Genomic DNA, 22,519 nt, shown 5'->3' with positions numbered 1-22,519 from the left:
ACTCTTAAGGGTACATTACACTAGGTAACCAAAGTGCAATTTGAGGAAATGCGATGATCAAAATTAAACCTAAAAGCTGTATTCCCATAAACTGCATCATACCAAGATAAATATCTTTAAGTTCCCATTCTGGCACAACACCTTTTAAAAAATACGCAGATAGAGCTACAGGTGGAGATAACCAGGCGGTCTGTAAATTCACAGCTACAAGTATTGCAAACCAAGTCAAGTTGAAGTCTAATTCTTTAATCAATGGAACAAATATTGGTAATACAATAAGAACTATTGGTACCCACTCTAAAGGCCAACCTAACAAGAAAATTACTGCCATTAGTATAGCTAAAATAACATATCTGTTAACTTCTAAGTTTAATAAAAATTCAGTTAATAAAGATGGTGTTCCTAATTTTGAAAAAACTGCTCCAAAGAAATTCGATGCAGCAACTAAAAACATTATCAATGCAGTAATCTCTAAAGTTTTAATTAAAGAATTTTTTAAAGTTTTTAAAGTTAATTTTTTATATGCTAAAGCAAGTAACAAAGATCCAATAGCTCCAATACCGGCACCTTCAGTAGGTGTTGCTAAACCAAATAATATGCTACCTAGAGCAAAAAATACTAATCCCGCAGGCGGTACTAACCCTAAAAAGAATTCTACCCAAACTTTACCCATACTTTTTGGTTGCATACTTTTTGGTAAAATTGGACCAAGTTTTGGATCAAAATAACATCTAACAGTGGTGTAAAGAGCATAAAGAACTGCCAACATTATTCCTGGAATTATTGCTGCAGCAAATAAATCTGTTACTGGGATTTCTAAAACAGGCCCCATTACCACTAACATAATGCTTGGTGGAATTAAAATTCCAAGAGTTCCTCCGGCACATATTAAGCCTGCAGATAATCTAGTATCGTATCCAGATTTAATCATAGTTTTACCTGCCATGATTCCAAGGATTGTTACTGATGCCCCAACTATTCCTGTTGCAGCAGCAAAAATTGTAGACACAAACATAACTGCATAAAATAATGCACCCCTTGTTCTAGATAGCATTAATTGTATGGCTGAAAATAGTCTTTCCATAAGACCTGCAGATTCCATTAATATGCCCATAAATATAAAGAGTGGGACGGCAACCAGCGTACTTTCCGTCATAATCATATTAAACTGTAGGGTCATTAAATAAAAAACTAACTTTCCAAAACCCCAATAACCAAACACAAGACCTAAAAATATTAATGTAAATGAAATAGGAAAACCAATAAAGATAGCAAATAGCATTACTCCTATCATTATTGCTCCAATTAATTCTTGTGAAAAAATTTCCATTATGGCCATCTACCTTTCACAAACGCATAATATGTTTTAAATAATTCTGATATCCCTTGAATTAATAACAAAAAAGCTCCAATTGGCATGCAGCTTTTTAATGGCCACATTACTGGCATCCAAGTAGTATCCATTGCTCTTTGAATTCTAACTTTTCCATCTAAGCATTCTGCTAAAATAGATCTCCCACATATAGAAGTATAAGCATAATCAAAACTTACCCAAAAGAAGACTATGAAACCTGGAAAGAAGAATAATAAATATAAGAATAGATCTACTTTTGCTTGAGTTTTAACATTCCAATTTCTATATAAAAAATCAGCTCTTATATGAATACCTTTTGATAATGCGTAACCAGCACCCAACATAAAAAATGCTCCTGCAATCATTCTGGTTACATCATAAGCCCAAAGAGTTGGTCTATTAAAAAAATGTCTACCAATAACTTCAAAAGTCATTGCAAAAATTAAAGGAATTACCATCCAACAAATTACTTTACCAATTCTCAACATGTTAAGGTCGATAAACTCTATAGTTTTTGCCATCCAAGGAACCATATCCTTGGGCATTTTTAAACTAGTTCGACGTTCTGCTATTAACTCATCAGTAATATCTAGAGTTTCTTTAACACCAGCAGAATGTGATTTTTTTTTGACCATTTTATTGATTGGTAATGTCGATTAAAATTTTTTCTATTTTAAAAAAACGGGAACTTAAAAATATTAAGTCCCCGTTTAAATTATTTATTTACTTTTGCGCTTTTGCAAATGCAGTTCCAATTGATGCATCAGATGTTTCCATTTGAGCAATAAAAGGTACTACGATTTTTGCGTGAGCAGTCATGTGCTGGTAAACTTCATCAAAGAACTTATTTTCTTTTGAGTTCTTTTGAATAGTAGCTTTAGCAGCAGCCATATACTCAACAAAGTAATCAGCTGGTGTATCATGAAGGATAACACCATGCTTAGATGTTAATTCAATTAACGCTTTTCCATTTTCAACAGCTCTGTTAGTGATGTTTCTAGTTATCATCGCTTCAGAAGCAATTTCCATTGCATATTTCTCTTGGTCAGTTAACTTATTATAAACATCCTTGTTAAAGAACACATCTCCATTTACAACGTTTTGGTGTAAGCCTTGAAGGTAGTAATTTTTCAATACCTTTTGGAAACCAAATACTAGATCTGGTTTTGGACAACACCATTCAGCAGCATCGATTGTTCCTTTTTCAAGTGCTGGTAGAATATCTCCACCACCCATTGAAACTGATGCAACACCAATGTCTTTGTATGTTTGACCAGGAATTCCCGGAGGAGTTCTAAATCTGTATTTTCTGAAATCAGCCATACTGTTGATCGGCTCTTTGAACCAACCTAAAGCCTCTGGACCAGAAGATGCCATGATGAAACCTTTTACGTTCATACCCATTTCATCCCATAGTTGATCGTATAAAGCTTTTCCACCGTTATCAAAATACCAAGCTAACCAAGATTTAGTACTTAAACCAATACCACCACCTGCAACTGGCGAACCAAATAACATTGCAGCAGGGTGATAGTTAGACCAGTAATGAGTCCAAGCAGCACCACCATCAACAAGACCCTTGTCAACAGCTTCTAATGTTTCTTTAACACCTACAACTTCTCCAGCTCCTAGAAGTTCAAATTTTAATGAACCACCAGTAAGGCCAGTAACTCTTTCAGCCCACATTCCTACGATTTGCGCATCATAAGAAGTTTTTGGAAAGGTCATTTGTATTTTTAAAGTTTTAGCAGAAGCAGAAGCAATAATAGATACTGCAAATACTAAACTTAAAATCAATGATGTGATTTTTTTCATGTTTATCCCTCTCTGTTTTTTTATTTAGTCTTAATAAATTTGAAATAAACATTATTGTAGGAGAAAAGTAAACTTAAAATAAGTTAAATATAGACGATACAACCTATAATATACTACAATCAATTGAATTGTTTGGTATACTTTTAATACTGTTAAGTAAATTTACAAATATTGTTTTTTATTTATTTCCTTTTGGATCAAATGGATAATTCCAAGCATCACCACCAATCATTTTAGATATACCTGAATAGTCAGTGTCACTATCACCCTCATCACAGAATTTTGAAAAAATTTCTAAAGCAGCTTTACCTAATGGTGTAGAGGCATCTACAGACTGAGCGGCATCCATGGCTAGCCTTAAATCCTTTCTCATCATTGATGCTGTAAAACCTGGTCGGTATTTATTATTTGAAGGAACTCCATCAGTAAGATTTGGTAAAGGTGTATAATTAGTCATAGCCCAATTATTTCCTGAAGCTGCTTTTATTATTTCATGAACCTTTTTAATATCCATTTTTAATCTTTTAGCTAACATTAAAGATTCAGATGCTGCTATCATAGAAATTCCTAAAGACATATTGTTGCAAATTTTTACACCTACTCCACTTCCTTGAACACCTGCATGTAAAATTTTTTGTCCCATAATATCAAATAAAGGTTTTGCTAATGCTACAGCTTCATCACTTCCACCAACTAAAAAATTTAATTTTCCAATTCTTGCTCCCATCACACCACCAGTAACTGGTGCATCTATCATTTTAATTCCAAGTTTTTTTGATTCATTACCTAGCTCTAGAGAAGTCTCAATATCAATTGTTGAGCAATCAATTATCAAACATTCTTTTGGAATTTTATTTAATATTCCTTTGTCTCCTAAATAAAGAGATCGAACATGCTTTCCCTCTGGTAGCATAGATATAACAGTACTAGCGCCATCTAATAATTCATCAATAGTGGATACAACGTTTAAACCTGACTCTTTTGCAATTTTTATTACCTCTGGTGAAACATCAAAAGCTTTTACTTCTTTGCCAGCTTTTACTAATTGATCAGCCATAGGGTTTCCCATATTTCCAACACCTATAAATGCAATGTGATTAGTCATCTAAATTTGATTTACCTCTATTAATTAAAACTGTTTTACTTTGTGTAAAGTGGTTAATCATACTATCAAAAGCATATTCTTTACCTAAACCACTCATTTTAATTCCTCCATAAGAAACATTGGCTCTTGGAGCAACGCATTGATTTACCTGAACAAAGCCTGCTTCAATTTCATCTACAAATTGCAATGCTCTAGATAAGTTTTGAGTCCATAAAACGGCTGATAAACCAAAAGGTGTGTCGTTAGCGCTTTTCATAACTTCATCAAAACTCTTAAACGGAATTGCGCAAGCAACAGGGCCAAATACCTCTTCTTGACATACAGGAGATTCTACAGGAACGCCTGACAATAAGGTTGGTTCATAAAAGAAACCTTCCTTATAATCTCCTCCTTTAGGTTGATTGCCACCATGTAAAACCTTTGCAGATGATGTTTTTTTAGCAATGTCCATATAATGTAAGGTTCTTTTGAGTTGTTCATTAGATATTATTGCGCCAATATCAGATTTACTATCAAGTGCATTTCCCATCTTAAGTTTACTTAATTTAGAAACTACACCTTCTAAAACTTTATCATAAATTTTTTCGTGTATATAAACTCTTGATCCTGCGGTGCAAGCCTGTCCTTGACGAGTATACCTCATACCATCAATTACGCCTGGTATTGCTATATCTAAGTCAGCATCACTCATTATAATATTTGGATTTTTTCCACCTAATTCTAATGTAACTGGACATAATTTTGGAGCAGCTTTTATTGCAATAATTTTTCCAACAGAAAACGATCCTGTAAAAGTAACCTTTCTAACTTTAGGATGATCAATTAATGGTTCACCACACTCTTCTCCATAGCCTGAAATTACATTTAAAACTCCAGGAGGAAGTTCTTGTTGTAATATTTCACATAAGAGTAAAGCACAAAGTGGTGCTTGCTCAGCAGTTTTTAACACTACAGTATTTCCCGCTACAATAGCTGGTGCAATTTTTGCAACAGTCAAAAATAAAGGAGCATTCCAAGGAATAATTGCACAAACAACTCCAATTGGATCTTTGGTTGTGTAATGAATTGTATTTGGAATGTTTGGTGGATAATTTTCACCTTTTATTTCTCCTGCAAGTCCAGCAAACATATGAGTTAATTCAATTGATGCTGCTGTCTCCGGTATGGCTTGAGTTCTAAGTGCGTTACCAGTATCTAAAGCTAATAATGTTTCAATTTCATTTTTTCTATCTTCTAATTTTCTAGCAGCAGCCGTCATTATTTTACCACGTTCTCTCGCAGGTACTTTTTTCCATTTTTGAAATGCAGCTTCTGCTGCATCAACCGCTATATTCACATCAACCTTATTGCACTGTGGAGCTTCACCAATATTTTCACCTGTACTTGGATTTAATACGCTAATTTTAGCTTCAGCTTTAGCAGGTGACAATTTTCCATTAATTAAAATTTTATTAGATAATCTTTTTGCATTACCTAGTGCTAGTTCTAAATTATTTTTAAAATCATCACTCATTAATTACTTATTTCACCTTTTCTAGTTTTTGCTGCTAACCATCCACCATCAATTTTTATTTCAGATCCATTTATAAAATCTGCATCATCGCTAGATAGAAAAACAGCTGCACCAGATATATCAGATGGCAAACCCCAACGTCCAACTATAGTTTCTTTGCCCCAAGCTTTACCGTGAGTAGGATCTTCAGCAAATTTTTGATTGAAAGGTGTTGAAATTAACCCAGGACAAATAGTATTTACGTTAATATTTTTCCCAGTTAAATCGACCGCTAAGGCTCTCGTTAAACCTAGTATACCAGATTTTGCAGCAACATAGGCTACTCTATCAGGTCTACCCATAAAACTTGCAATAGATCCAAAATTAATAATTTTTCCTTTACCATTTTTTATCATATGAGGAATAACAGACTTACAGCATAGATATGGTCCGGTTAAGTTTACCGATATCATGTCATCCCATTGCTGTTTTGTATGATCTAGAATATTGTTAATATGTCTTATACCAGCATTATTAACAAGAATATCAATCTTACCAAATTTTTTAATAGCAACATCAGCCATGTTATTTGCACTATCTTCTTCGGCAACATTTGTTTCTACAACAATTGCTTCACCATTATTACCTTGAATTTTTTTAGAAATTTTTTCACCATTTTCAATATCCATTTCAGCTATAACAATTTTTGCTCCCTCACTTGCTAGTCTTACACAAATCTCTGCACCAATTCCTTTTCCACCACCTGTGACTATTGCTATTCTATCTTTTAGTTTCATTGAAATCCTGTTATAAAAATTTTTAATTTTAATTAAGTTATTACTTTTTAAAATATTAATCAAAAGAATTATTAAATATAAAATTTTTTTGGTATTAAAACTAAACTAGTATATTAAACATACCATGGTAAATAAATTAGAAATAAATAAAGATCCATTAAATAATGCTTTAAAATTAATTAGTGGAAAGTGGAAAATTAAGATACTTGAAAAGTTAATTAATAAACCAATAAGATTTGGTAAACTTAAGAAAGATTTAAATACGATAACTGCTCAAATGTTGTCTAAACAATTAAAAGAAATGGAGAATGACACTCTAGTAAAAAGAAAGGTTATTAAATCAAACCCAATAACTGTTGAATATTCTTTAACACAATTTGGCAGCTCTAGCTTACCAATAATTAGAGCTTTAATTAAATGGGGAAGTATTAATAAAAGGAAAATGTCAAGCGTTATTGGAAAAGACCAGGAAAGAGCAATTGATTTATTAAATGATGAAATTAGATTTAAAAACTTACAAAGAAAAAACTTTTATCGATAGAATGATATTACTTATGAGGGCCAAGTTTTTTATTTTCACTCTGCCAAGCTTTAATTCCACCTTTTAAAACCGAAACATTAGTAAAGCCCAAGTCTTCAGAAAATGAATTAGCCAACATTGATGCCGTTTCTCCATCATGACTTATAAAAATCAAATTAACATCTTGAGATTGAGAAGCAGCTAGTGCTCTAATTTTATCCATAACATACACTTGAAATTTACCATTTTTATCAAAAGCTGTTTCTGGGAATGAACCTTTGATAACACCTGTTTTATCCCACTCTTCTTCTGTTCTAATATCAAGTGCCACGGCATTATTTTCAATCATGTCTATTAACTCATCTGATGAAACTGATTTATAACTAGGATCTAAAACGTCAATTACTTCAAATTCAAATATTAGATCTGTATTAGGTGGTATAATATCTCCACCACCCTTTTTTCCATAGGCTAATTCAGCTGGAATTTTAATTTTTCTTTTAGTTCCTTTGGTAGTTCCCATTATTCCTTGTTCAAAACCAGGAATTACCTCTTTCATACTCATTTGTACTACTAAAGGTCTATCTTTACCAATATTTGTATCAAAAACTTTTCCATTTTCAAATGAGCCTGTGTATTCAAGCTGAACCCAAGAATGCTTTATAATCTTTTTTCCCGTACCAGGCTTATCATTAATAATTTCAATTTCAACAGACTGAACGTGAAATGATAAAGATAAAAAAATTGTACATATAAATATTAATATTTTTTTCATTATTTTGTAGTTGTTCAAATATCAGAAATAAATATGCTTTTCTATATATTATTAGATTATTAATAAAAATTAATTTATAAAAATATATATGGATAATTTTGACTACATTATTATTGGAGCTGGATCAGCAGGTTGTGTTCTTGCAAATAGATTATCTGAAAATCCAAAAAACAAAGTCCTTTTAATTGAGGCTGGTGGTAAAGATAATTACCCATGGATTCATATACCAGTAGGATATTTCAAAACTATGCATAACCCCAATGTTGATTGGTGTTATAATACAGAACCGGATGAAACTATGAACAATAGGTCCATAAGGTATCCTAGAGGAAAAACTCTTGGAGGTAGCTCATCAATAAATGGTCTACTTTATGTTAGGGGTCAACACAGAGACTACGATGTTTGGAGGCAGCTAGGAAATAAAGGCTGGAGTTGGGAAGATGTATTACCTTATTTCATCAAAGCTGAAAATCAAGAACGAGGAGAAAGTGAATTTCATGGTGTAGGAGGTCCTTTGTCTGTTTCTGACCAACGAATACAATTGCCTTTATTAAATCAGTTTCAAAAAGCGGCTGAGGAATTTGGAATTCCAAAAACTAAAGATTTTAATACAGGAGACAATCATGGCTGTGGTTATTTTCAAGTAACAGAAAAGGATGGCTTTAGATGTAGTACTGCTGTTGGTTATTTAAACCCAGCTAAGAAAAGACCTAATTTAAAAATAGTTACAAAAGCTCATGTTAAAAAGATTAATTTTGAAAACAAAGTTGCTAAAGAAGTTGAGTATTGGATTGAAAATGAAATATTCACTGTAAGTGCAAATAAAGAAATTGTCTTATCTTCAGGAGCAATAGGTTCTCCACAATTATTACAAGTATCTGGAGTTGGAAATTCAGATAAATTAAAGGAACTAGGAATTGAAATGGTGCATGAATTAAAGGGTGTAGGTGAAAATTTACAAGACCATTTAATGTTTAGACCAATATATAAAATACAAAATATAAAATCTCTTAATAAAAAAATTAATAGTTTATTTGGTAACTTGTTAATTGGATTGGAATATATCTTTAATAGAAGTGGGCCCATGACTATGGGTGCAAGTCAAATGTGTATGTTTGCAAAAAGTGATCCTTCATTAGAGCTGCCTGATTTACAATGGCATGTTCAGCCAATGAGTATGGATACATTGGGAGCTACCAAAAACCATGATTTTCATGGTTTTACTCCAACAGTTTCACAAATTAGACCAACTAGTAGAGGTCATATTAGTATAACAGATAAAGACTCACGAACTTACGCAAAAATAAAAATGAATTATTTGTCGACAGATGAAGATAGAAAAATTGCAGCAGCTGGTCTTAAATTAACAAGAAAAATTGTTTTAGAATCTGAGACATTTAAAAAATTTAGCCCAGAAGAATACCGACCTGGAATTCATTTAACAGAAGATGAAGATATTTTAAAAGCAGCAGCAGATTATGCTCAAACTATTTTTCATCCTGTTGGAACATGTAAAATGGGTCAAGATGATATGGCCGTTGTTGATGATCAGCTAAAAGTTCATGGAATTAAAAATTTAAGAGTAATAGATGCATCAATAATGCCCAATATCACCTCTGGAAACACTAACGCACCCACAATAATGATTGCAGAAAAAGGTGCTGATATGATACTAAGCAGCTGATGTTTGCAGAATTATTCGGGCCTGAACAACTTATAATTTTAGGCCAAATTATATTTATCGATTTAGTATTAGCTGGTGATAATGCCATTATTATTGGAATGGTTGCCTCTAAATTTCCACCCGAACAAAGAAAAAAAGTAATTTTTTGGGGGATAGGTGGTGCAGTAATTTTAAGAATTATCTTAACCATGTTAACTGCTTATTTATTACAAATAACAGGATTAAGATTAATAGGAGGATTGCTTCTTCTTTATATAGTCTACAAACTCTATACAGATGTAATCAAAGGTCAGTCAGGTGATGAAGATATTAAAGTAGATAATTCAAGCTTTATGAAGGCTATATGGACAGTTTTACTTGCTGATTTTACGATGAGTTTGGATAATGTTTTAGGTGTAGCTGGTGCTGCTGGTGATCACTATGTATTATTAATATTTGGTTTAGCTTTATCAATAATTCTTATGGCAACAGCTGCTACTGTAATATCAAGATGGATTAATGAATATAAATGGATAGCCTGGATTGGTTTAATTGCTATACTGGTTGTTGCTATCGAATTAATTTATACTGATTTAAAGTTATTTATTTAAATGTACTTACAAAAAATAAATCTTAAAAACAAATATGCATTAGTTACAGGTGCAGGTAAAGGATTGGGAAGAGCTTGCTCAATTGCTCTTGCTGAAGCTGGAGCTACAATCATTGCTTTAAGCAGAACTCAATCAGATCTTGATAAACTTGAAAAAGAAATAAAAAAGATAAAAGGTAAAGTTATCAAAGTTAATTGTGATGTAATGAATTATGAAGATCTTAAAGAAAAACTAGATAAGATTAAGATTATAGATATTTTAGTTAATAATGCTGGGACAAATATTCCAGAACCTTTTGAAAAAATTAAACAAGAAAACATGAACTACTTAGTAGATTTAAACCTTAAAGCTGCTTTTAATGTTGCTCAATTAGTTGTTAAAAAAATGTTAAAGAATAAAAAAAGAGGTGGATCTATTATTAATATGTCATCTCAACTTGGTCATGTTGGAATGTCTGGTAGAAATGTTTATAATATGACAAAATTTGGTATTGAAGGTTTGACTAAAGGTATGGGTGTTGAGCTTGCAAAAAACAATATTAGAGTAAATACAGTGGCCCCTACTTTTGTAGCAACACCGATGGTTAAAAGATTTTTTAAAAACAAAGAATTTAAAAAACTAGCTTTAGGCAATATTCCTATGGGAAAATTAGCAACAGAAAGTGATGTTGCAACAAGCGTTTGTTTTTTAGCTTCATCCGCTTCATCGATGATTACAGCCACATCAATCCTAGTAGACGGTGGATGGACAGCAAAGTAATATATAGATTACTTTCATTAGTAGCGTTATTTTTTTCAACTCAATCTTTTGCAGTAGAGTTTCAGGGAAAATTCATTCAAGGACATTACATTATTGGAAAAACTGAGCCTGGTTCATCAATTTTTGTAGATAAAAAAAAAGTTAAAGTCACAAAAGATGGTTATTTTGCATTTGGAATTGAAAAAGATAGAAAATTTGACATTACAATTACTGAAAATAATAACAAAATTATAAAAAAAATTAAAAAAAGAAAATATAATATTCAAAAAATTGAAGGCTTACCTAAAAAAAAAGTTACACCACCTGAAGAATTTTATGCAAGAATAAAAAAGGAAAACAAATTAATAGCTGATGCAAGAGAAATTGAAAGTAACTTACAGTTTTTTAAAGAAAAGTTTATTATCCCAGTTGATGATGCAATAATTACTGGTGTTTATGGTAGTCAAAGAATTTTAAATGGCATACCCAAATGGCCTCATTACGGTTTAGATTTTGCTCAAAAAAAAGGCACACCTGTTAAAGCAATGAATAACGGTGTTGTTACTCTGGCTGAAAAAGACTTATTTTATACAGGTGCAACTTTAATATTTGACCATGGTCATGGTGTTTCAACTCTCTACATGCATATGGATGAAATTTTTGTAAATGTAGGTGATCATGTTAAAAAAGGAGATATCATTGCTACAGTTGGTTCCTCTGGTAGGTCAACTGGACCACATCTTGATGTAAGACTTAATTGGTTTGGTACTAGACTAGATCCTGCAACTATATTAAACATTCAATAATGAAAAAAACCATATTAGAAAAAACAGCAGATAAATTAGTTAATGCTTTTGTTAACAATAAAATAATTGCACCACTTCCAATAAAATTTACAAAAACATTAAGTGAAGCTCAAAAGCTAAGAAAATTATGTGAGAGTAAAGTTAAAGATCCAATAATAGGATTTAAAGCTGCAGGGACAGGTATACCTGTCATGAAAAAACTTAAAGAAAAAAAACCTTTCTATGCTGCAATCTTTAAAAAGAATTTTATAAAAAGTGGAAAAAAAGTAAAAATTAATAAATCAACTTTAGGGATAGAACTTGAGGTTTGTTACCTAATTAAGAAAAACTTTTTCTCATCAAAAGGATTAATTACAACGAAAAATATAACAAAACATATTTCTCACATGGCAGCTTGTATTGAGGTTATTGGTTACAGGCAAAAGAAAAAAGGCATTACTAGTTTTGGAGATTTATGTAGTGACTTTGGTGCTAATGTTAAGTTTTTAATTGGGCAAAAGAAAAAATATAAAAAAATTAATATTGGAAATTTAAAGACAAATATTGCTAATAAAAAAATTGGACAAAGCGTTAATGGAAATACAAATACCGTTTATATAAACCCATTAAACTCACTTAGATTTGTTTTGAATGAGTTAAAAAAAGATAAAGTCACTCTTGATAAAGATTTTTATGTATTTACAGGATCGACTGTTGGTGTTGTTCCAATCCTAGGTAAAGGTCTTTATACTGGAAAAGTTGATCAACTAGGTTCAGCTAAAGCTATTATTCATTAATTTTAGATTATCATTTAAAAAACCTTAATAATTAACAATAATTTGGGTTCGTTTTACTAAAAAAAATCTTAATTTAAGGCTACTTGTGCTTAATATTTTTAAAAGTTATAGTTTTTATTATGGCACTTCATTTTAGCAAACAAGAATTTGAGAAAAGAAAACTGGCTACATTAAAATCAATGAAAGAGCATAATCTTGATGCTCTTTTAATGTTTCGTCAAGAATCTATGTTTTGGCTTACAGGCTACGATACCTTTGGTTATGTTTTCTTTCAAACATTAATATTGGACAATAAAGGAGATATTATTCTTTTAACAAGGGCTCCAGATTTAAGACAAGCACAAAATACATCAAACATTGAAGATATAAGAATTTGGGTAGATAAAGACCAGTCTAACCCTACAGATGATCTTAAAATTATTTTAAACGAATTAAATTTAAAAGATAAAAAAATCGGAGTTGAATACGAAGCTTACGGTATGACAGGTCGTAATGCTTTAAGACTTAATAAATCGCTAGAAGGTTATTGTGAGGTAGAAGATCAATCAGAATTAATCACCAAACATAGGGTTGTTAAATCTACTGAAGAAATTGTTTATGTAAAAAAAGCTGCAGAACTTGCGGATCAAGCGCTTGATGAGGCTTGGAAATATGCAAAAGCTGGTGCTAGTGAAGCAAAAATTTTAGCTGAAATGCAAAGAGTTGTTTTAGAGGGTGGCGGTGATTATCCAGCAAATGAATATATTATAGGCTCTGGACACAATGCATTATTATGCAGATATCAATCTGAGAAAAGAATTTTATCAGATACTGATCAGTTAACTATTGAATGGGCTGGAACTTATAAACATTATCACTCTGCAATGTTTAGAACTATTCCTATTGGTAAAGCTGATCCAAAGCATATTAAGATGCATGAGTCTTGTCTTGAGGCTTTGACTAATTGTGCAAAAACTCTAATACCAGGAAAAACTGCGGGAGATGTATTTGATATACATGCTAAAACTTTTGATGATCTTGGGTACAATAAATCAAGAATGAATGCTTGTGGCTATTCATTAGGGACAACCTTCTCACCCAATTGGATGGACTGGCCAATGTTATACACGGGTAATCCTTATGTAATAACTCCTGGTAATGTCTTCTTCATGCACATGATATTGATGGATTCAGATAGTAAACTTGCTATGAATTTAGGTGAGACCTATTTAGTGACAGAGAATGGTAATGAGAGATTAGGTAAGCAAAAGTTGGATTTGGTTGTTCTTTAAATTAAATCATATTGATACTGTCTAGCTTTAACAACATCTTCTGGAAGATCTAACTCCACATCATCTAATCTTATAGATTGATCTTTATTAATATCTTTCTTAACAATTGCTCCATCTGTTAAACCAAGAGGTAAAATTTTTTCATCTTTTGATTTTTTAGAAGTAATTAATTTCCCTCTAGCACAAAAACCACCCTCACCGTCTAATCGCTCACCAATTTTCAAATCTTTTTTGGCATAAGCTGCAACATCTGCATTATAATTTATAGTTTGTCCTGTTGCTTTTTGATCAAGTGCGATTGCATATATTGATTGAGCAAGTTCTAAACCAATATAATGATATGGCCTCCATATAGCTGAATAACTGCCAGATGAATCGGTCACCATTCCATAATCTTTAAAGCAATTTTTGACATATTGATTTTGAGCTTTAATTACTATGTAAACACCCCATCTAAGATCGTTTGGAATATCTTTTTGATTTAAATCAATGCTAGATATCACCTCTACTTGACCTTCATAATCAATTAATCCTCCTTCCACTTTTGGAATTAATTTTTTAGCAATGTCATAAACCCCAACAGGTGGAAAAGTTAATCCATTACTTGGACATTTTAAATTTGATGCATTACTGACTGCACACATTTCAATTGCAGATTTATCTCCACATAAAAAACTATTAAACATTTTAGGATTCATACCAGATTCAATTTCAGCACGTTCTTTACTTAAACCGTAGTGACCCCAAACCGTGTCTGGTGTTGAATATTCAAAATCTGGGTGGTACTTCGTTCCTTTTCCTGCACAAACTACAGAAAAACCGTTTAACTTAGCCCATTCAATCTGTTCCATAATTAATGAAGGTTGATCACCATATGCCATTGAACAAATAACATTGTTTTCTTTTGCAAGATCAGCAAGGTATTTCCCACAAGTAACATCAGCTTCAACATTTACTAATATGATGTGTTTTTTATTTTTAATAATCTTTACAGCATGAACTGTTCCTATAATTGGATTTCCAGTAGCTTCTATAAAAACTTCAACATCTCTATCAAATGCCTCATCTAAAGTAGTTACAAAATTTATTTTATTAACTGTCTCTGTAGTTAAACCGCTCTTAAGACAGTTTTTTTTGGCGTTATCAATATTAATATCAACGATAGTATCAATAGTAATTTTTTGTAATTGATTGTATTGAGCAAGAAACATGCTTACAAATTTTCCACAGCCAATGAATGCAACTTTTATCGGTTTTTTTCTGGATTGTAGTTTAGTATTTAAAAACATTTTATCACGATATACTATTTTTTTATAAAATTGATGATACTTTTTGTAAGTGTATCACTTATAATTATAGTTCCTTTTTCATTTGGGTGCATACCGTCTTCTTGATTAAGTTCAGGTTTTAAAGCAACTCCCTCTAATAAAAAAGGAATTAAATTTAACTCATATTTTTGAGCTAAACTTGGATAAATATTATCAAATTTTTTTTTATAACTAATTCCATGAGTTGTTGGTGCAATCATTCCTGCTAAAATTATTTCTATATTTTTTAATTTTGCTGTTTGAATAATTTTTTCTAAATTTTTTTCAGTCTCGATTGGGCTTATTCCTCTTAACATGTCATTAGCACCCAATCCTAAGATCATTAAGTCAATATTCGGTTGAGATAAAGACCATTCAACTCGATTTAATCCTCCAGCAGATGTGCTTCCAGATACACTTCCATCAATAATTCCAAGATCATAACCACTATCATTAAGGTTATTTTGAAGGACAATGGCTAAATGTTTTTCCTGTGGAAGACCATAGCCTGCCATTAAGCTATCACCAAATAAGATAACGTTTTCTAGAGCATTGACGTTTATGCTCACTAGACAGACGGCAATAATTTTAATAATAAATCTTTTAATCATGGATAGTCTTCTTAAGCTAAAAAACGTTAATCTTAAATACCAAACTGGTAATGATACTATTAAGGTTTTAAAGAATATTAATTTAGAAACTAAAAAAAATGAGTCTATTTCAATAGTGGGTGAAAGTGGATCTGGAAAAACTAGCTTAATCATGCTTGCTGGGGGACTAGAGAAAGCAACCTCTGGTAAGATATTTTTTGAAGATCAAGAAATATCTAAAATGAGTGAAGATGAAGTTTCTAAAATTAGAAGAAAAAATATTGGTATTGTTTTTCAATCTTTCTATCTTATTCCAAATTATACTGCTGTTGAAAATGTTGCTCTAACCTTAGAGTTAAATAATTTAAAAAACCCTACTGAACGAGCCAAAGAGTTGTTGGATCGATTTGGACTAAAAAATAGATTTAATAATTTACCTAGTCAACTTTCAGGTGGTGAACAACAACGTGTAGCAATTGCTAGAGCTATAGCCATGAAACCTAAGCTAATTTTGGCAGATGAACCTACGGGAAATTTAGATAGTGAAAATTCACAAATGATTGCAGATATTTTATTCAAATATATTAAAGAAGAAAAATCATCTTTAATTATGGTCACCCATGACCCAAAACTTGCAAATAAAGCAAAAAGAAAAATTAAAATCAAAGATGGAAAAATTGTCTAAGCTTTCAGAGTACAAGTTAACTTTGATATATGCCTTAAGAGACTTGAGTAGAAATTATAAAAAAATTTCTAGTATTATTCTAACACTTTTTATCAGCCTATTTATTTTAAGTTCAATTTTCACCATTGAAGATAGTTTGAATAAAGAATTAAATAATAATTCAAGAGCACTTTTAGGTGGAGATATTGAAATTGACTATAATCGTAATGTTGGCAACTTAGAATTAATTAACCAAGTTAAAGAATTTGCTACTGTTTCACAAATGGTTGAGTTTAGCACCATGATCTCAACTACCAACCAATCTAAAAATAAATCAATATTTTCTAGAATTAAAACAGTAGATCAAAATTACCCATTATTTGGCAAGGTAGGTTATGAACCAAGTGGTGCATTTGAAAAATTACAAACTATAGAGAATACAATCCTTGTTAATGAAAACATTTTCAAAAATCTCAATTTAAAAATTAATGATAAAATCAAAGTTCAAGATCAGTTATTTACTGTAATTGGTATCGTAAAATCAGTACCTGATATTGGGGGTGCTTTTGTATTTGGTGATTTTGCTTTAGCTGGCAAACAAACATTAGAATTATTAAAACTTAATAATCTAGGGAGCTTTTTAAATTATGAGTATAAAGTAAAATTTAATGAGGGAGATAATCCAAATACTTTATCTAAAAAAATTGAGCAGTTATTCAAAAATGAAAAGAAGGTTAGAATTAGATATCACGAAAAATCTGACGGTCCTTTAAAGAGAATAATTGATAATTTCTCTCAATTCTTATCTCTTGTATCAATCAGTGCAATGTTAATTGCAGGAATTGGAATTGCTAACACTCTACTTTCATTCATTAATCAGAATAATATGTCTATTGCAGTTAAGAAGTCTTTAGGCTTTTTCTCAAAGGATATAAAGATAGTCTACTATTTACAATTGCTCATTCTACTATTCATAATATCAACTGCCGCCTACTCTTTTAGTTTCTTTCTAGTCCCTATTGTTGATGTTTATCTGTCAGCTGGTCTTGGATTAAATATTGAAGGTAGCTTTTCTATTCTTAATTATTTCAAAGTTTTTTTAGTAGGGTTATTAGTATTAATCATATTTTCTATACCAACCATTAATGCAATTGATCAAGTTAAGGCATCAAACTTATTTAGAAATGTATTTCAAAACCTTCAATTTTATTATTCAAAAAAATCAATTCTTTTAAGTCTGTTACTATTATCAATTTTAATTTCTTTATTTACCATCGGTTCTGCTCGACCTGTTTATAGTTTGGGTTATTTTGGAGCTTTCTTTGTTTGTTTATTAGTCTTCTACTTATTATCAAACTTAATCATTAAATTGTTTAAAGGACTTAAAGAGCATCCAAATATTTCAATTAAAGTATCAGTTAAAAATATTACTCAAACTAAAAGTATTACCCCTATAACTATTATGTCTTTAGGTTTGGGGGTCACTTTACTATTAACTTTAGCTTTTGTAGGTTCAAATTTTAAAAGAGAAATTGCTAAATCTATACCAGAACTTGCGCCTGATTATTTTTTCATTGGTATTCAAAGTGATGAAAGACAAATATTTGAAGATTTAATTTTTGACATGGATAAAGAAGCTAACCTTGAAATTGTTCCAATGGTTTCAACAGGTATTGTAAAAATAAATGGAATAGATCCAAATACTTATATCGATTCAAGTAATGATAGCCACTGGGTGATCAGAAATGACAGAAGGTCTTCTTGGGCTGATAAAGTTTTAAAAGATAACCCAATTGTAGAAGGCAAATGGTGGGATCTAGATAGACCTGATAAACTTCAAATTTCACTTGATAGTAAAATTGCTAAAGATTTTGATATTAAAATTGGTGATATTTTTACTCTTAATATTTATGGACGTGAAATTGAAGGTGAAATAGTAAATTTTAGATTAGTAGACTACAGAGATTTTTCTATTAACTTTGCAATGTTATTAAATCCTCAATTTGCAAAAAATATACCTCACGAATATTTGGCTACTTCAAAGTTTAAAAGTTTAGAGAATTTTAACGAAACTGCTTTACTAGATAAAATGCCTAGTCTTTCTATTATAAAAATTACTGATTACTTGGAGAAAGTAACAGATCTTTTAAACAAAGTGTTTATTGCTGTAACCGTTATCTCTGCAATAACTATAGTCATTGGTTTAATTGTCATTTCAAGTGCAATTATAGTTCAGGGTAAAATTAAAGAATTTCAAAATTTAATATTCAAAATTTTAGGTTTTTCCAAAGTTGAGGTTATACTTTCTTCAATTATTGAGTTTTTTATAATATTCACATCCATAATTCTAATTGCTCTCTTTTTTGCGGTCATAGGTTCACAATTTATCATTGAAAATATTTTTCAAATCACTTGGAAGTTTGATTTAGCAATATTTTTACAGGTAACTATTGGAATTGGGCTTGCAACATTAATCTTAATTATGATTACTAATTTTAAGTATTTAAGCCCTAAAGTTTATCCACTTATAAGAAATCAATAACTACACCTCAGATCGAGATCTAAACCTCTCAAACATCAATCTTGTTTTAACCCCAATATTTAAAAAAGGCTGAGGTGGAAGCCAAGTAGGTTTAGTTCTAGATTCTATTATATTAATTTCATCACTATTTTCATTACTTGCTTTAATTGCTATCTGTTCACCAAATAAAGTTCCAACTCCAATACCAGAACCGTTATAGCAGCCTGCCACAAAAACATTGTCTTCTACTTTTTCAAAAATTTGTGAACTATTTCTAGTTCTAGATACAACCCCAGACCAACTAGATTCAATAATATTATCTGCTAAACTTGGAAATCTTTTTTTTATTCCAAGTTTTTGAGTTAAAGATCTTTCATCCAACTCTGTTTTAGACATTTTAAAAGGACTATGAACTTCAGCAGTGTTTCTAATTAAAATTCTTTTATCTTTTGTCATTCTAATGGTTGCGCCCATTGGTCTAATAGGTAGCACACCCCACTCTCTAGGCTCACCAATAGACTTAAATTCTCTATCAGTTAATGGTCTTGTCATGCTTGCAGTTAAAGTTAAGGGAAAATTATAATTTTTTTTTACACCAAGTGATTTTAAAAAACCATTAGTACAAAAAATAATCTTTTTAGTAATTATTTGATACTTATTAAATTTACAAATAATTTTATCAGTATTCTTTACCCATTCATTTAGCTGAGAATTCTCAAGTAACTCAACATTATCAGGTAAGGTATCAACCATAGCTCTGACTAATTTTCCTGGATGCAATAAAACTCCACCTTTGGTATAAAGGGCAAGGTTATAAAAATTTGTACCCAATCTTTTACCTAAATCATTTTTATCTAAAATATTATGTTCAAAATTTAATTTTATTAAAGTTTTGCTAAAATTTTCTAATATCTTTATGTCTTTTTCATTTGATGAGGCAAAATATTTTCCACTTTCATTCCAATCACAATCTACCTGATGTTCTTTAATAAACTTTTTTACAATATCAATTCCCAATTTATAAATGTCTGTTTTCTTTTTATAATTAGAAAGTTCTTTGTTAGATGTGAAACCATCGTTAAGTGTAGTATCGACTAAATAACCAGAGTTCCTTCCACTTGCACCCTCACCTGCTAATTGAGCATCTACAACAATAATTTTTTGATCTGGATGAAGTTCTGATAATTTTCTAGCAGCAGACAAACCTGTATAACCAGCACCTACTATTAACCAGTCACAAGATTTATCTTTATCTAAATTTTTTATATTAGATCTTCTGTCAAGGTCACTAATCCAGCTACAGCCTAAGTCGTTTACTATCCTCATATTTTTAGTATGTTGCTCTTCCGCCCGTAAGATCATAAACGGCACCAGTAGCAAAAGAATTTTCTTCACTAGAAAGCCAGGAAACTAAAGAGGCTAACTCTTCAACTTTAGCAAATCTTTTTCTAGGAATTTTTGAAAGCATATAGTCTATAAATTCAGGTTCCATTTCATCAAAAATTCTTGTTTTTGCAGCTGCAGGTGTAACACAATTAACAGAAATATTTTTATCAGCTAATTCTTTTCCTAAAGATTTAGTTAAAGCGATAGTTCCAGCTTTAGCAGAACTGTAACATGCTGCAGTTGGGTTTCCTTCTTTTCCAGCATTTGATGAAATGTTAACAATTCTTCCATAATTATTTTTAATCATGTGAGGAACAACAGCCTTACAGCAGTAGTATGTTGCTGTTAAATTAATTTTTAAAATCTTTTCCCATTCATCAATTGGGTAATCCCATGTATTTGCATTTATCCCATGGTATCCAGCGTTGTTAACAAAAATATCTATCTTATTACAAATCTTTAAAACTTGTTTGATGCCTTCTTTAACTTTTTTATAATTTGTTATATCAATTGGAAAAGCATAACATTTCTTTGAATTTATAATTTTTATTGCGTCTTTAGTAGCTATTGAATCTATATCCCAAATTACAACAGTTGCACCAGATTCTATAAAGCGTTTTGAAATAGCCAATCCAAAACCTTGAGCTCCTCCAGTTACTACTGCAATTTTATTTTTTAAATCAATTTTATTCATAATTATTAAATAATTTTAATGCTTATTAAAATTAAAACCTTCATAGTTTTTTAAAACAATGTCTTCACAAATCTTTTTATACTTTGGAAGTCCAGATGGGTAAGGCATAAAAACTTTGGGTTTTCCTTCAATATTACCACCATACAACCATGAGCTTTTAGACTCTGGTATTAATGTTTCTTCTACAGCTTTATCAATTACCCCTCTCCACTTTAAAGAGTAATCATTATTAGTTTCAATTGTTGAATATTTATTTTTTTCCATATGTGAAATACAATCAGTTATAAACTCGACATGTTGCTCTATAGCCATTGGAACATTTGTTAATACTGAGGGACTTCCAGGTCCGGTAATGGTAAAAAAATTAGGAAATCCAGGTATCTGTAGACCTAAATAAGTTAATGGACCATTTTTCCATAATTCACTTAGTTTGATATTATTTTTACCCACCATATCAATTGATAATAGTGCACCTGTAATAGCGTCATACCCTGTTGCAAATACAATTATATCAAATTCATAGTTATTTTCTATGGTGCTGATTCCAGTTTCAGTAATTTCTTTTATTGAGTCTTTCGAGATATCAATTAATTCGACATTATCTTTATTAAAAGTTTCATAATAATCAGTATTTAAAGTTGGTCTTCTAGTTGCAAATGGATATTTAAAATCTGTCACAACTTTAGCATAATGTTTATTTAGCATTGTTGTCTCTACCTTTTCTTTAATAAAATTAACAATTGTTTTATTAGCATCCAAATTTGTTGTTATATCTTTAAAAAGACCGCGAAAACCCAACCCACCCTTTTGCCACCCGTTTTCATAAATTTTTTTTCTATCTTCATTACTGACATCAAAAGTGGACTGACTTGAAAAATGAAAAGCGTGACCAGTTGGTGTTGACTTAATTAAATCTCTAATTTCTTGATAATTATCTTTTATCTTTTTCTTATATTTATCATTAACAATTTCATTTCTTGCTGGAATACTAAAATTTGGTGATCTCTGAAAAATTGAAAGCTTCTTTGCTGATTTAGCTATCTCGGGTGCCAACTGTATTCCAGTAGAACCAACACCAATTTGTGCAACTCTTTTATTTTTAAAATCTACACCAGTATGAGGCCATTTTCCTGTATGGTACCATTTACCTTTAAATTTTCTTAAACCATTTATTTTTGGAATGTTTGCTGCTGATAAACAGCCAACAGCACTAATTAAATATTTGCATAAAAAAGTTTTGTCTTTATTGGTTTTGATGTTCCATAAATTACTTTTTTCATCGAAATGTGCTTTAATAACTTTATTATCAAAAAGCATATCTTTTTTTAAACTTAATTTTTCAACAACATAATTTAAATATTCTAATATGATGTCTTGCTTTGAATATCTTTCTGGCCATGACCAATTTTCAAATATCTCTTTTGAAAATGTAAAGTTGTAAGTATGACTTTCTGAGTCACATCTGGCCCCTGGATATCTATTCCAATACCAAGTACCACCTAAGTCCTTACCTGACTCAATTACTAGAGTGTTAAGTTTTAATTTATCTCTTAAGCTATGTAATTGATAAATACCTGAAAAGCCTGCACCAATTATTATAGCATCATAACTAACCATAATAGAATATTATGGTA

At 30.8% G+C, this 22,519-nt stretch carries 21 protein-coding genes; 9 read left to right on the top strand and 12 right to left on the bottom strand.

Annotated elements, in window-relative coordinates; all coding sequences use genetic code 11:
- Positions 1 to 4: 4 nt before the first annotated feature.
- The 6 genes from AC5SL4_RS02365 to AC5SL4_RS02340 all read right to left on the bottom strand — a co-directional run bounded on the left by AC5SL4_RS02365 (position 5) and on the right by AC5SL4_RS02340 (position 6,563).
- Positions 5 to 1,330 (bottom strand): TRAP transporter large permease, encoded by a 1,326-nt coding sequence (locus tag AC5SL4_RS02365; RefSeq protein ID WP_006997052.1) that lies wholly within the window; start codon positions 1,328 to 1,330, stop codon positions 5 to 7.
- On the bottom strand, positions 1,330 to 1,989 hold the full coding sequence (locus AC5SL4_RS02360) for a TRAP transporter small permease subunit (protein WP_006997053.1): 660 nt from the start codon (positions 1,987 to 1,989) through the stop codon (positions 1,330 to 1,332). The genes AC5SL4_RS02365 and AC5SL4_RS02360 overlap by 1 nt, the downstream gene beginning before the upstream one ends.
- 88 nt (positions 1,990 to 2,077) lie before the next feature.
- Positions 2,078 to 3,169, bottom strand: a complete 1,092-nt coding sequence (locus tag AC5SL4_RS02355) for a TRAP transporter substrate-binding protein (protein WP_006997054.1) — start codon at positions 3,167 to 3,169, stop codon at positions 2,078 to 2,080.
- 178 nt (positions 3,170 to 3,347) lie between these two features.
- Positions 3,348 to 4,274: a 3-hydroxyisobutyrate dehydrogenase gene (gene mmsB / locus AC5SL4_RS02350; RefSeq protein WP_006997055.1), complete on the bottom strand. Its 927-nt coding sequence runs from the start codon at positions 4,272 to 4,274 to the stop codon at positions 3,348 to 3,350.
- Positions 4,267 to 5,787: an aldehyde dehydrogenase family protein gene (locus AC5SL4_RS02345; protein WP_006997056.1), complete on the bottom strand. Its 1,521-nt coding sequence runs from the start codon at positions 5,785 to 5,787 to the stop codon at positions 4,267 to 4,269. Before AC5SL4_RS02345 ends, mmsB begins: the two co-directional genes overlap by 8 nt.
- Entirely contained in the window at positions 5,787 to 6,563 is a 777-nt protein-coding gene (locus tag AC5SL4_RS02340; RefSeq protein ID WP_006997057.1) for an SDR family NAD(P)-dependent oxidoreductase, read from the bottom strand. The genes AC5SL4_RS02345 and AC5SL4_RS02340 overlap by 1 nt, the downstream gene beginning before the upstream one ends.
- Positions 6,564 to 6,687: 124 nt before the next feature.
- On the opposite strand from AC5SL4_RS02340, the gene AC5SL4_RS02335 reads away from it, so the two are divergent.
- Positions 6,688 to 7,104: a winged helix-turn-helix transcriptional regulator gene (locus AC5SL4_RS02335; protein WP_006997058.1), complete on the top strand. Its 417-nt coding sequence runs from the start codon at positions 6,688 to 6,690 to the stop codon at positions 7,102 to 7,104.
- Positions 7,105 to 7,111: 7 nt separating this feature from the next.
- Here AC5SL4_RS02335 and AC5SL4_RS02330 read toward each other — a convergent pair whose 3' ends face one another.
- A complete protein-coding gene (locus AC5SL4_RS02330) occupies positions 7,112 to 7,858 on the bottom strand; it encodes an FKBP-type peptidyl-prolyl cis-trans isomerase (protein ID WP_494574280.1) in 747 nt (248 codons plus the stop codon).
- An 88-nt stretch (positions 7,859 to 7,946) separates the two neighbouring features.
- Between AC5SL4_RS02330 and AC5SL4_RS02325 the strand changes: the two genes are divergently transcribed.
- The 6 genes from AC5SL4_RS02325 to AC5SL4_RS02300 all read left to right on the top strand — a co-directional run bounded on the left by AC5SL4_RS02325 (position 7,947) and on the right by AC5SL4_RS02300 (position 13,723).
- Entirely contained in the window at positions 7,947 to 9,542 is a 1,596-nt protein-coding gene (locus AC5SL4_RS02325; RefSeq protein ID WP_006997060.1) for a GMC family oxidoreductase, read from the top strand.
- The gene (locus AC5SL4_RS02320) at positions 9,542 to 10,132 is read left to right on the top strand and encodes a TerC family protein (RefSeq protein WP_011281998.1); all 591 of its coding nucleotides are present in this window, start codon (positions 9,542 to 9,544) and stop codon (positions 10,130 to 10,132) included. Before AC5SL4_RS02325 ends, AC5SL4_RS02320 begins: the two co-directional genes overlap by 1 nt.
- On the top strand, positions 10,133 to 10,891 hold the full coding sequence (locus tag AC5SL4_RS02315; protein WP_006997062.1) for an SDR family NAD(P)-dependent oxidoreductase: 759 nt from the start codon (positions 10,133 to 10,135) through the stop codon (positions 10,889 to 10,891).
- Positions 10,876 to 11,676: a M23 family metallopeptidase gene (locus AC5SL4_RS02310; RefSeq protein WP_494587512.1), complete on the top strand. Its 801-nt coding sequence runs from the start codon at positions 10,876 to 10,878 to the stop codon at positions 11,674 to 11,676. Before AC5SL4_RS02315 ends, AC5SL4_RS02310 begins: the two co-directional genes overlap by 16 nt.
- A complete protein-coding gene (locus AC5SL4_RS02305; protein ID WP_278387130.1) occupies positions 11,676 to 12,452 on the top strand; it encodes a fumarylacetoacetate hydrolase in 777 nt (258 codons plus the stop codon). Before AC5SL4_RS02310 ends, AC5SL4_RS02305 begins: the two co-directional genes overlap by 1 nt.
- A 119-nt stretch (positions 12,453 to 12,571) precedes the next feature.
- Positions 12,572 to 13,723 carry a M24 family metallopeptidase gene (locus AC5SL4_RS02300; protein ID WP_494574279.1) on the top strand — a complete coding sequence of 384 codons (1,152 nt, stop codon included), beginning with the start codon at positions 12,572 to 12,574 and terminating at the stop codon, positions 13,721 to 13,723.
- Here the strand turns inward: AC5SL4_RS02300 and AC5SL4_RS02295 are convergent.
- Both AC5SL4_RS02295 and AC5SL4_RS02290 read right to left on the bottom strand, forming a co-directional pair.
- On the bottom strand, positions 13,720 to 15,012 hold the full coding sequence (locus AC5SL4_RS02295; RefSeq protein WP_006997066.1) for an NAD(P)H-dependent oxidoreductase: 1,293 nt from the start codon (positions 15,010 to 15,012) through the stop codon (positions 13,720 to 13,722). The two genes, AC5SL4_RS02300 and AC5SL4_RS02295, sit on opposite strands and share 4 nt — an antisense overlap.
- Positions 15,013 to 15,026: 14 nt before the next feature.
- The gene (locus tag AC5SL4_RS02290) at positions 15,027 to 15,641 is read right to left on the bottom strand and encodes an arylesterase (protein ID WP_011281993.1); all 615 of its coding nucleotides are present in this window, start codon (positions 15,639 to 15,641) and stop codon (positions 15,027 to 15,029) included.
- Here AC5SL4_RS02290 and AC5SL4_RS02285 point away from each other — a divergent pair.
- Positions 15,640 to 16,305 carry an ABC transporter ATP-binding protein gene (locus tag AC5SL4_RS02285; RefSeq protein ID WP_011281992.1) on the top strand — a complete coding sequence of 222 codons (666 nt, stop codon included), beginning with the start codon at positions 15,640 to 15,642 and terminating at the stop codon, positions 16,303 to 16,305. The two genes, AC5SL4_RS02290 and AC5SL4_RS02285, sit on opposite strands and share 2 nt — an antisense overlap.
- A complete protein-coding gene (locus tag AC5SL4_RS02280; protein WP_006997069.1) occupies positions 16,241 to 18,826 on the top strand; it encodes an ABC transporter permease in 2,586 nt (861 codons plus the stop codon). Before AC5SL4_RS02285 ends, AC5SL4_RS02280 begins: the two co-directional genes overlap by 65 nt.
- Here AC5SL4_RS02280 and AC5SL4_RS02275 read toward each other — a convergent pair whose 3' ends face one another.
- From AC5SL4_RS02275 to AC5SL4_RS02265, 3 genes are read right to left on the bottom strand one after another with little or no spacing between them, the layout of a single operon-like run.
- On the bottom strand, positions 18,827 to 20,131 hold the full coding sequence (locus tag AC5SL4_RS02275) for an NAD(P)/FAD-dependent oxidoreductase (RefSeq protein WP_494587511.1): 1,305 nt from the start codon (positions 20,129 to 20,131) through the stop codon (positions 18,827 to 18,829).
- A gap of 4 nt (positions 20,132 to 20,135) precedes the next feature.
- Positions 20,136 to 20,885, bottom strand: coding sequence for an SDR family NAD(P)-dependent oxidoreductase (locus AC5SL4_RS02270; RefSeq protein ID WP_006997071.1), 750 nt, complete (start codon positions 20,883 to 20,885; stop codon positions 20,136 to 20,138).
- A 15-nt stretch (positions 20,886 to 20,900) separates the two neighbouring features.
- Positions 20,901 to 22,502 carry a flavin-containing monooxygenase gene (locus AC5SL4_RS02265; protein ID WP_494587510.1) on the bottom strand — a complete coding sequence of 534 codons (1,602 nt, stop codon included), beginning with the start codon at positions 22,500 to 22,502 and terminating at the stop codon, positions 20,901 to 20,903.
- Positions 22,503 to 22,519: the final 17 nt, after the last annotated feature.

The sequence above is a fragment of the Candidatus Pelagibacter sp. PS_02 genome, assembly GCF_059418065.1.
The sequence above is the reverse complement of the archived record's forward strand: the minus strand, read 5'-3'. Positions and strand labels throughout refer to the sequence as shown.

Bases quoted from the DNA above. Each gene is read 5' to 3' on its own strand.
- AC5SL4_RS02265 (WP_494587510.1), bottom strand. From the start codon at position 22,502: ATGGTTAGTTATGATGCTATAATAATTGGTGCAGGCTTTTCAGGTATT.
- AC5SL4_RS02325 (WP_006997060.1), top strand. From the start codon at position 7,947: ATGGATAATTTTGACTACATTATTATTGGAGCTGGATCAGCAGGTTGT.
- AC5SL4_RS02320 (WP_011281998.1), top strand. From the start codon at position 9,542: ATGTTTGCAGAATTATTCGGGCCTGAACAACTTATAATTTTAGGCCAA.
- AC5SL4_RS02360 (WP_006997053.1), bottom strand. From the start codon at position 1,989: ATGGTCAAAAAAAAATCACATTCTGCTGGTGTTAAAGAAACTCTAGAT.
- AC5SL4_RS02330 (WP_494574280.1), bottom strand. From the start codon at position 7,858: ATGAAAAAAATATTAATATTTATATGTACAATTTTTTTATCTTTATCA.
- AC5SL4_RS02275 (WP_494587511.1), bottom strand. From the start codon at position 20,131: ATGAGGATAGTAAACGACTTAGGCTGTAGCTGGATTAGTGACCTTGAC.
- AC5SL4_RS02270 (WP_006997071.1), bottom strand. From the start codon at position 20,885: ATGAATAAAATTGATTTAAAAAATAAAATTGCAGTAGTAACTGGAGGA.
- AC5SL4_RS02285 (WP_011281992.1), top strand. From the start codon at position 15,640: ATGGATAGTCTTCTTAAGCTAAAAAACGTTAATCTTAAATACCAAACT.
- AC5SL4_RS02315 (WP_006997062.1), top strand. From the start codon at position 10,133: ATGTACTTACAAAAAATAAATCTTAAAAACAAATATGCATTAGTTACA.
- AC5SL4_RS02280 (WP_006997069.1), top strand. From the start codon at position 16,241: ATGACCCAAAACTTGCAAATAAAGCAAAAAGAAAAATTAAAATCAAAG.
- AC5SL4_RS02300 (WP_494574279.1), top strand. From the start codon at position 12,572: ATGGCACTTCATTTTAGCAAACAAGAATTTGAGAAAAGAAAACTGGCT.
- AC5SL4_RS02310 (WP_494587512.1), top strand. From the start codon at position 10,876: ATGGACAGCAAAGTAATATATAGATTACTTTCATTAGTAGCGTTATTT.
- AC5SL4_RS02290 (WP_011281993.1), bottom strand. From the start codon at position 15,641: ATGATTAAAAGATTTATTATTAAAATTATTGCCGTCTGTCTAGTGAGC.
- AC5SL4_RS02345 (WP_006997056.1), bottom strand. From the start codon at position 5,787: ATGAGTGATGATTTTAAAAATAATTTAGAACTAGCACTAGGTAATGCA.
- AC5SL4_RS02355 (WP_006997054.1), bottom strand. From the start codon at position 3,169: ATGAAAAAAATCACATCATTGATTTTAAGTTTAGTATTTGCAGTATCT.
- AC5SL4_RS02295 (WP_006997066.1), bottom strand. From the start codon at position 15,012: ATGTTTTTAAATACTAAACTACAATCCAGAAAAAAACCGATAAAAGTT.
- AC5SL4_RS02365 (WP_006997052.1), bottom strand. From the start codon at position 1,330: ATGGAAATTTTTTCACAAGAATTAATTGGAGCAATAATGATAGGAGTA.
- mmsB (WP_006997055.1), bottom strand. From the start codon at position 4,274: ATGACTAATCACATTGCATTTATAGGTGTTGGAAATATGGGAAACCCT.
- AC5SL4_RS02305 (WP_278387130.1), top strand. From the start codon at position 11,676: ATGAAAAAAACCATATTAGAAAAAACAGCAGATAAATTAGTTAATGCT.
- AC5SL4_RS02340 (WP_006997057.1), bottom strand. From the start codon at position 6,563: ATGAAACTAAAAGATAGAATAGCAATAGTCACAGGTGGTGGAAAAGGA.
- AC5SL4_RS02335 (WP_006997058.1), top strand. From the start codon at position 6,688: ATGGTAAATAAATTAGAAATAAATAAAGATCCATTAAATAATGCTTTA.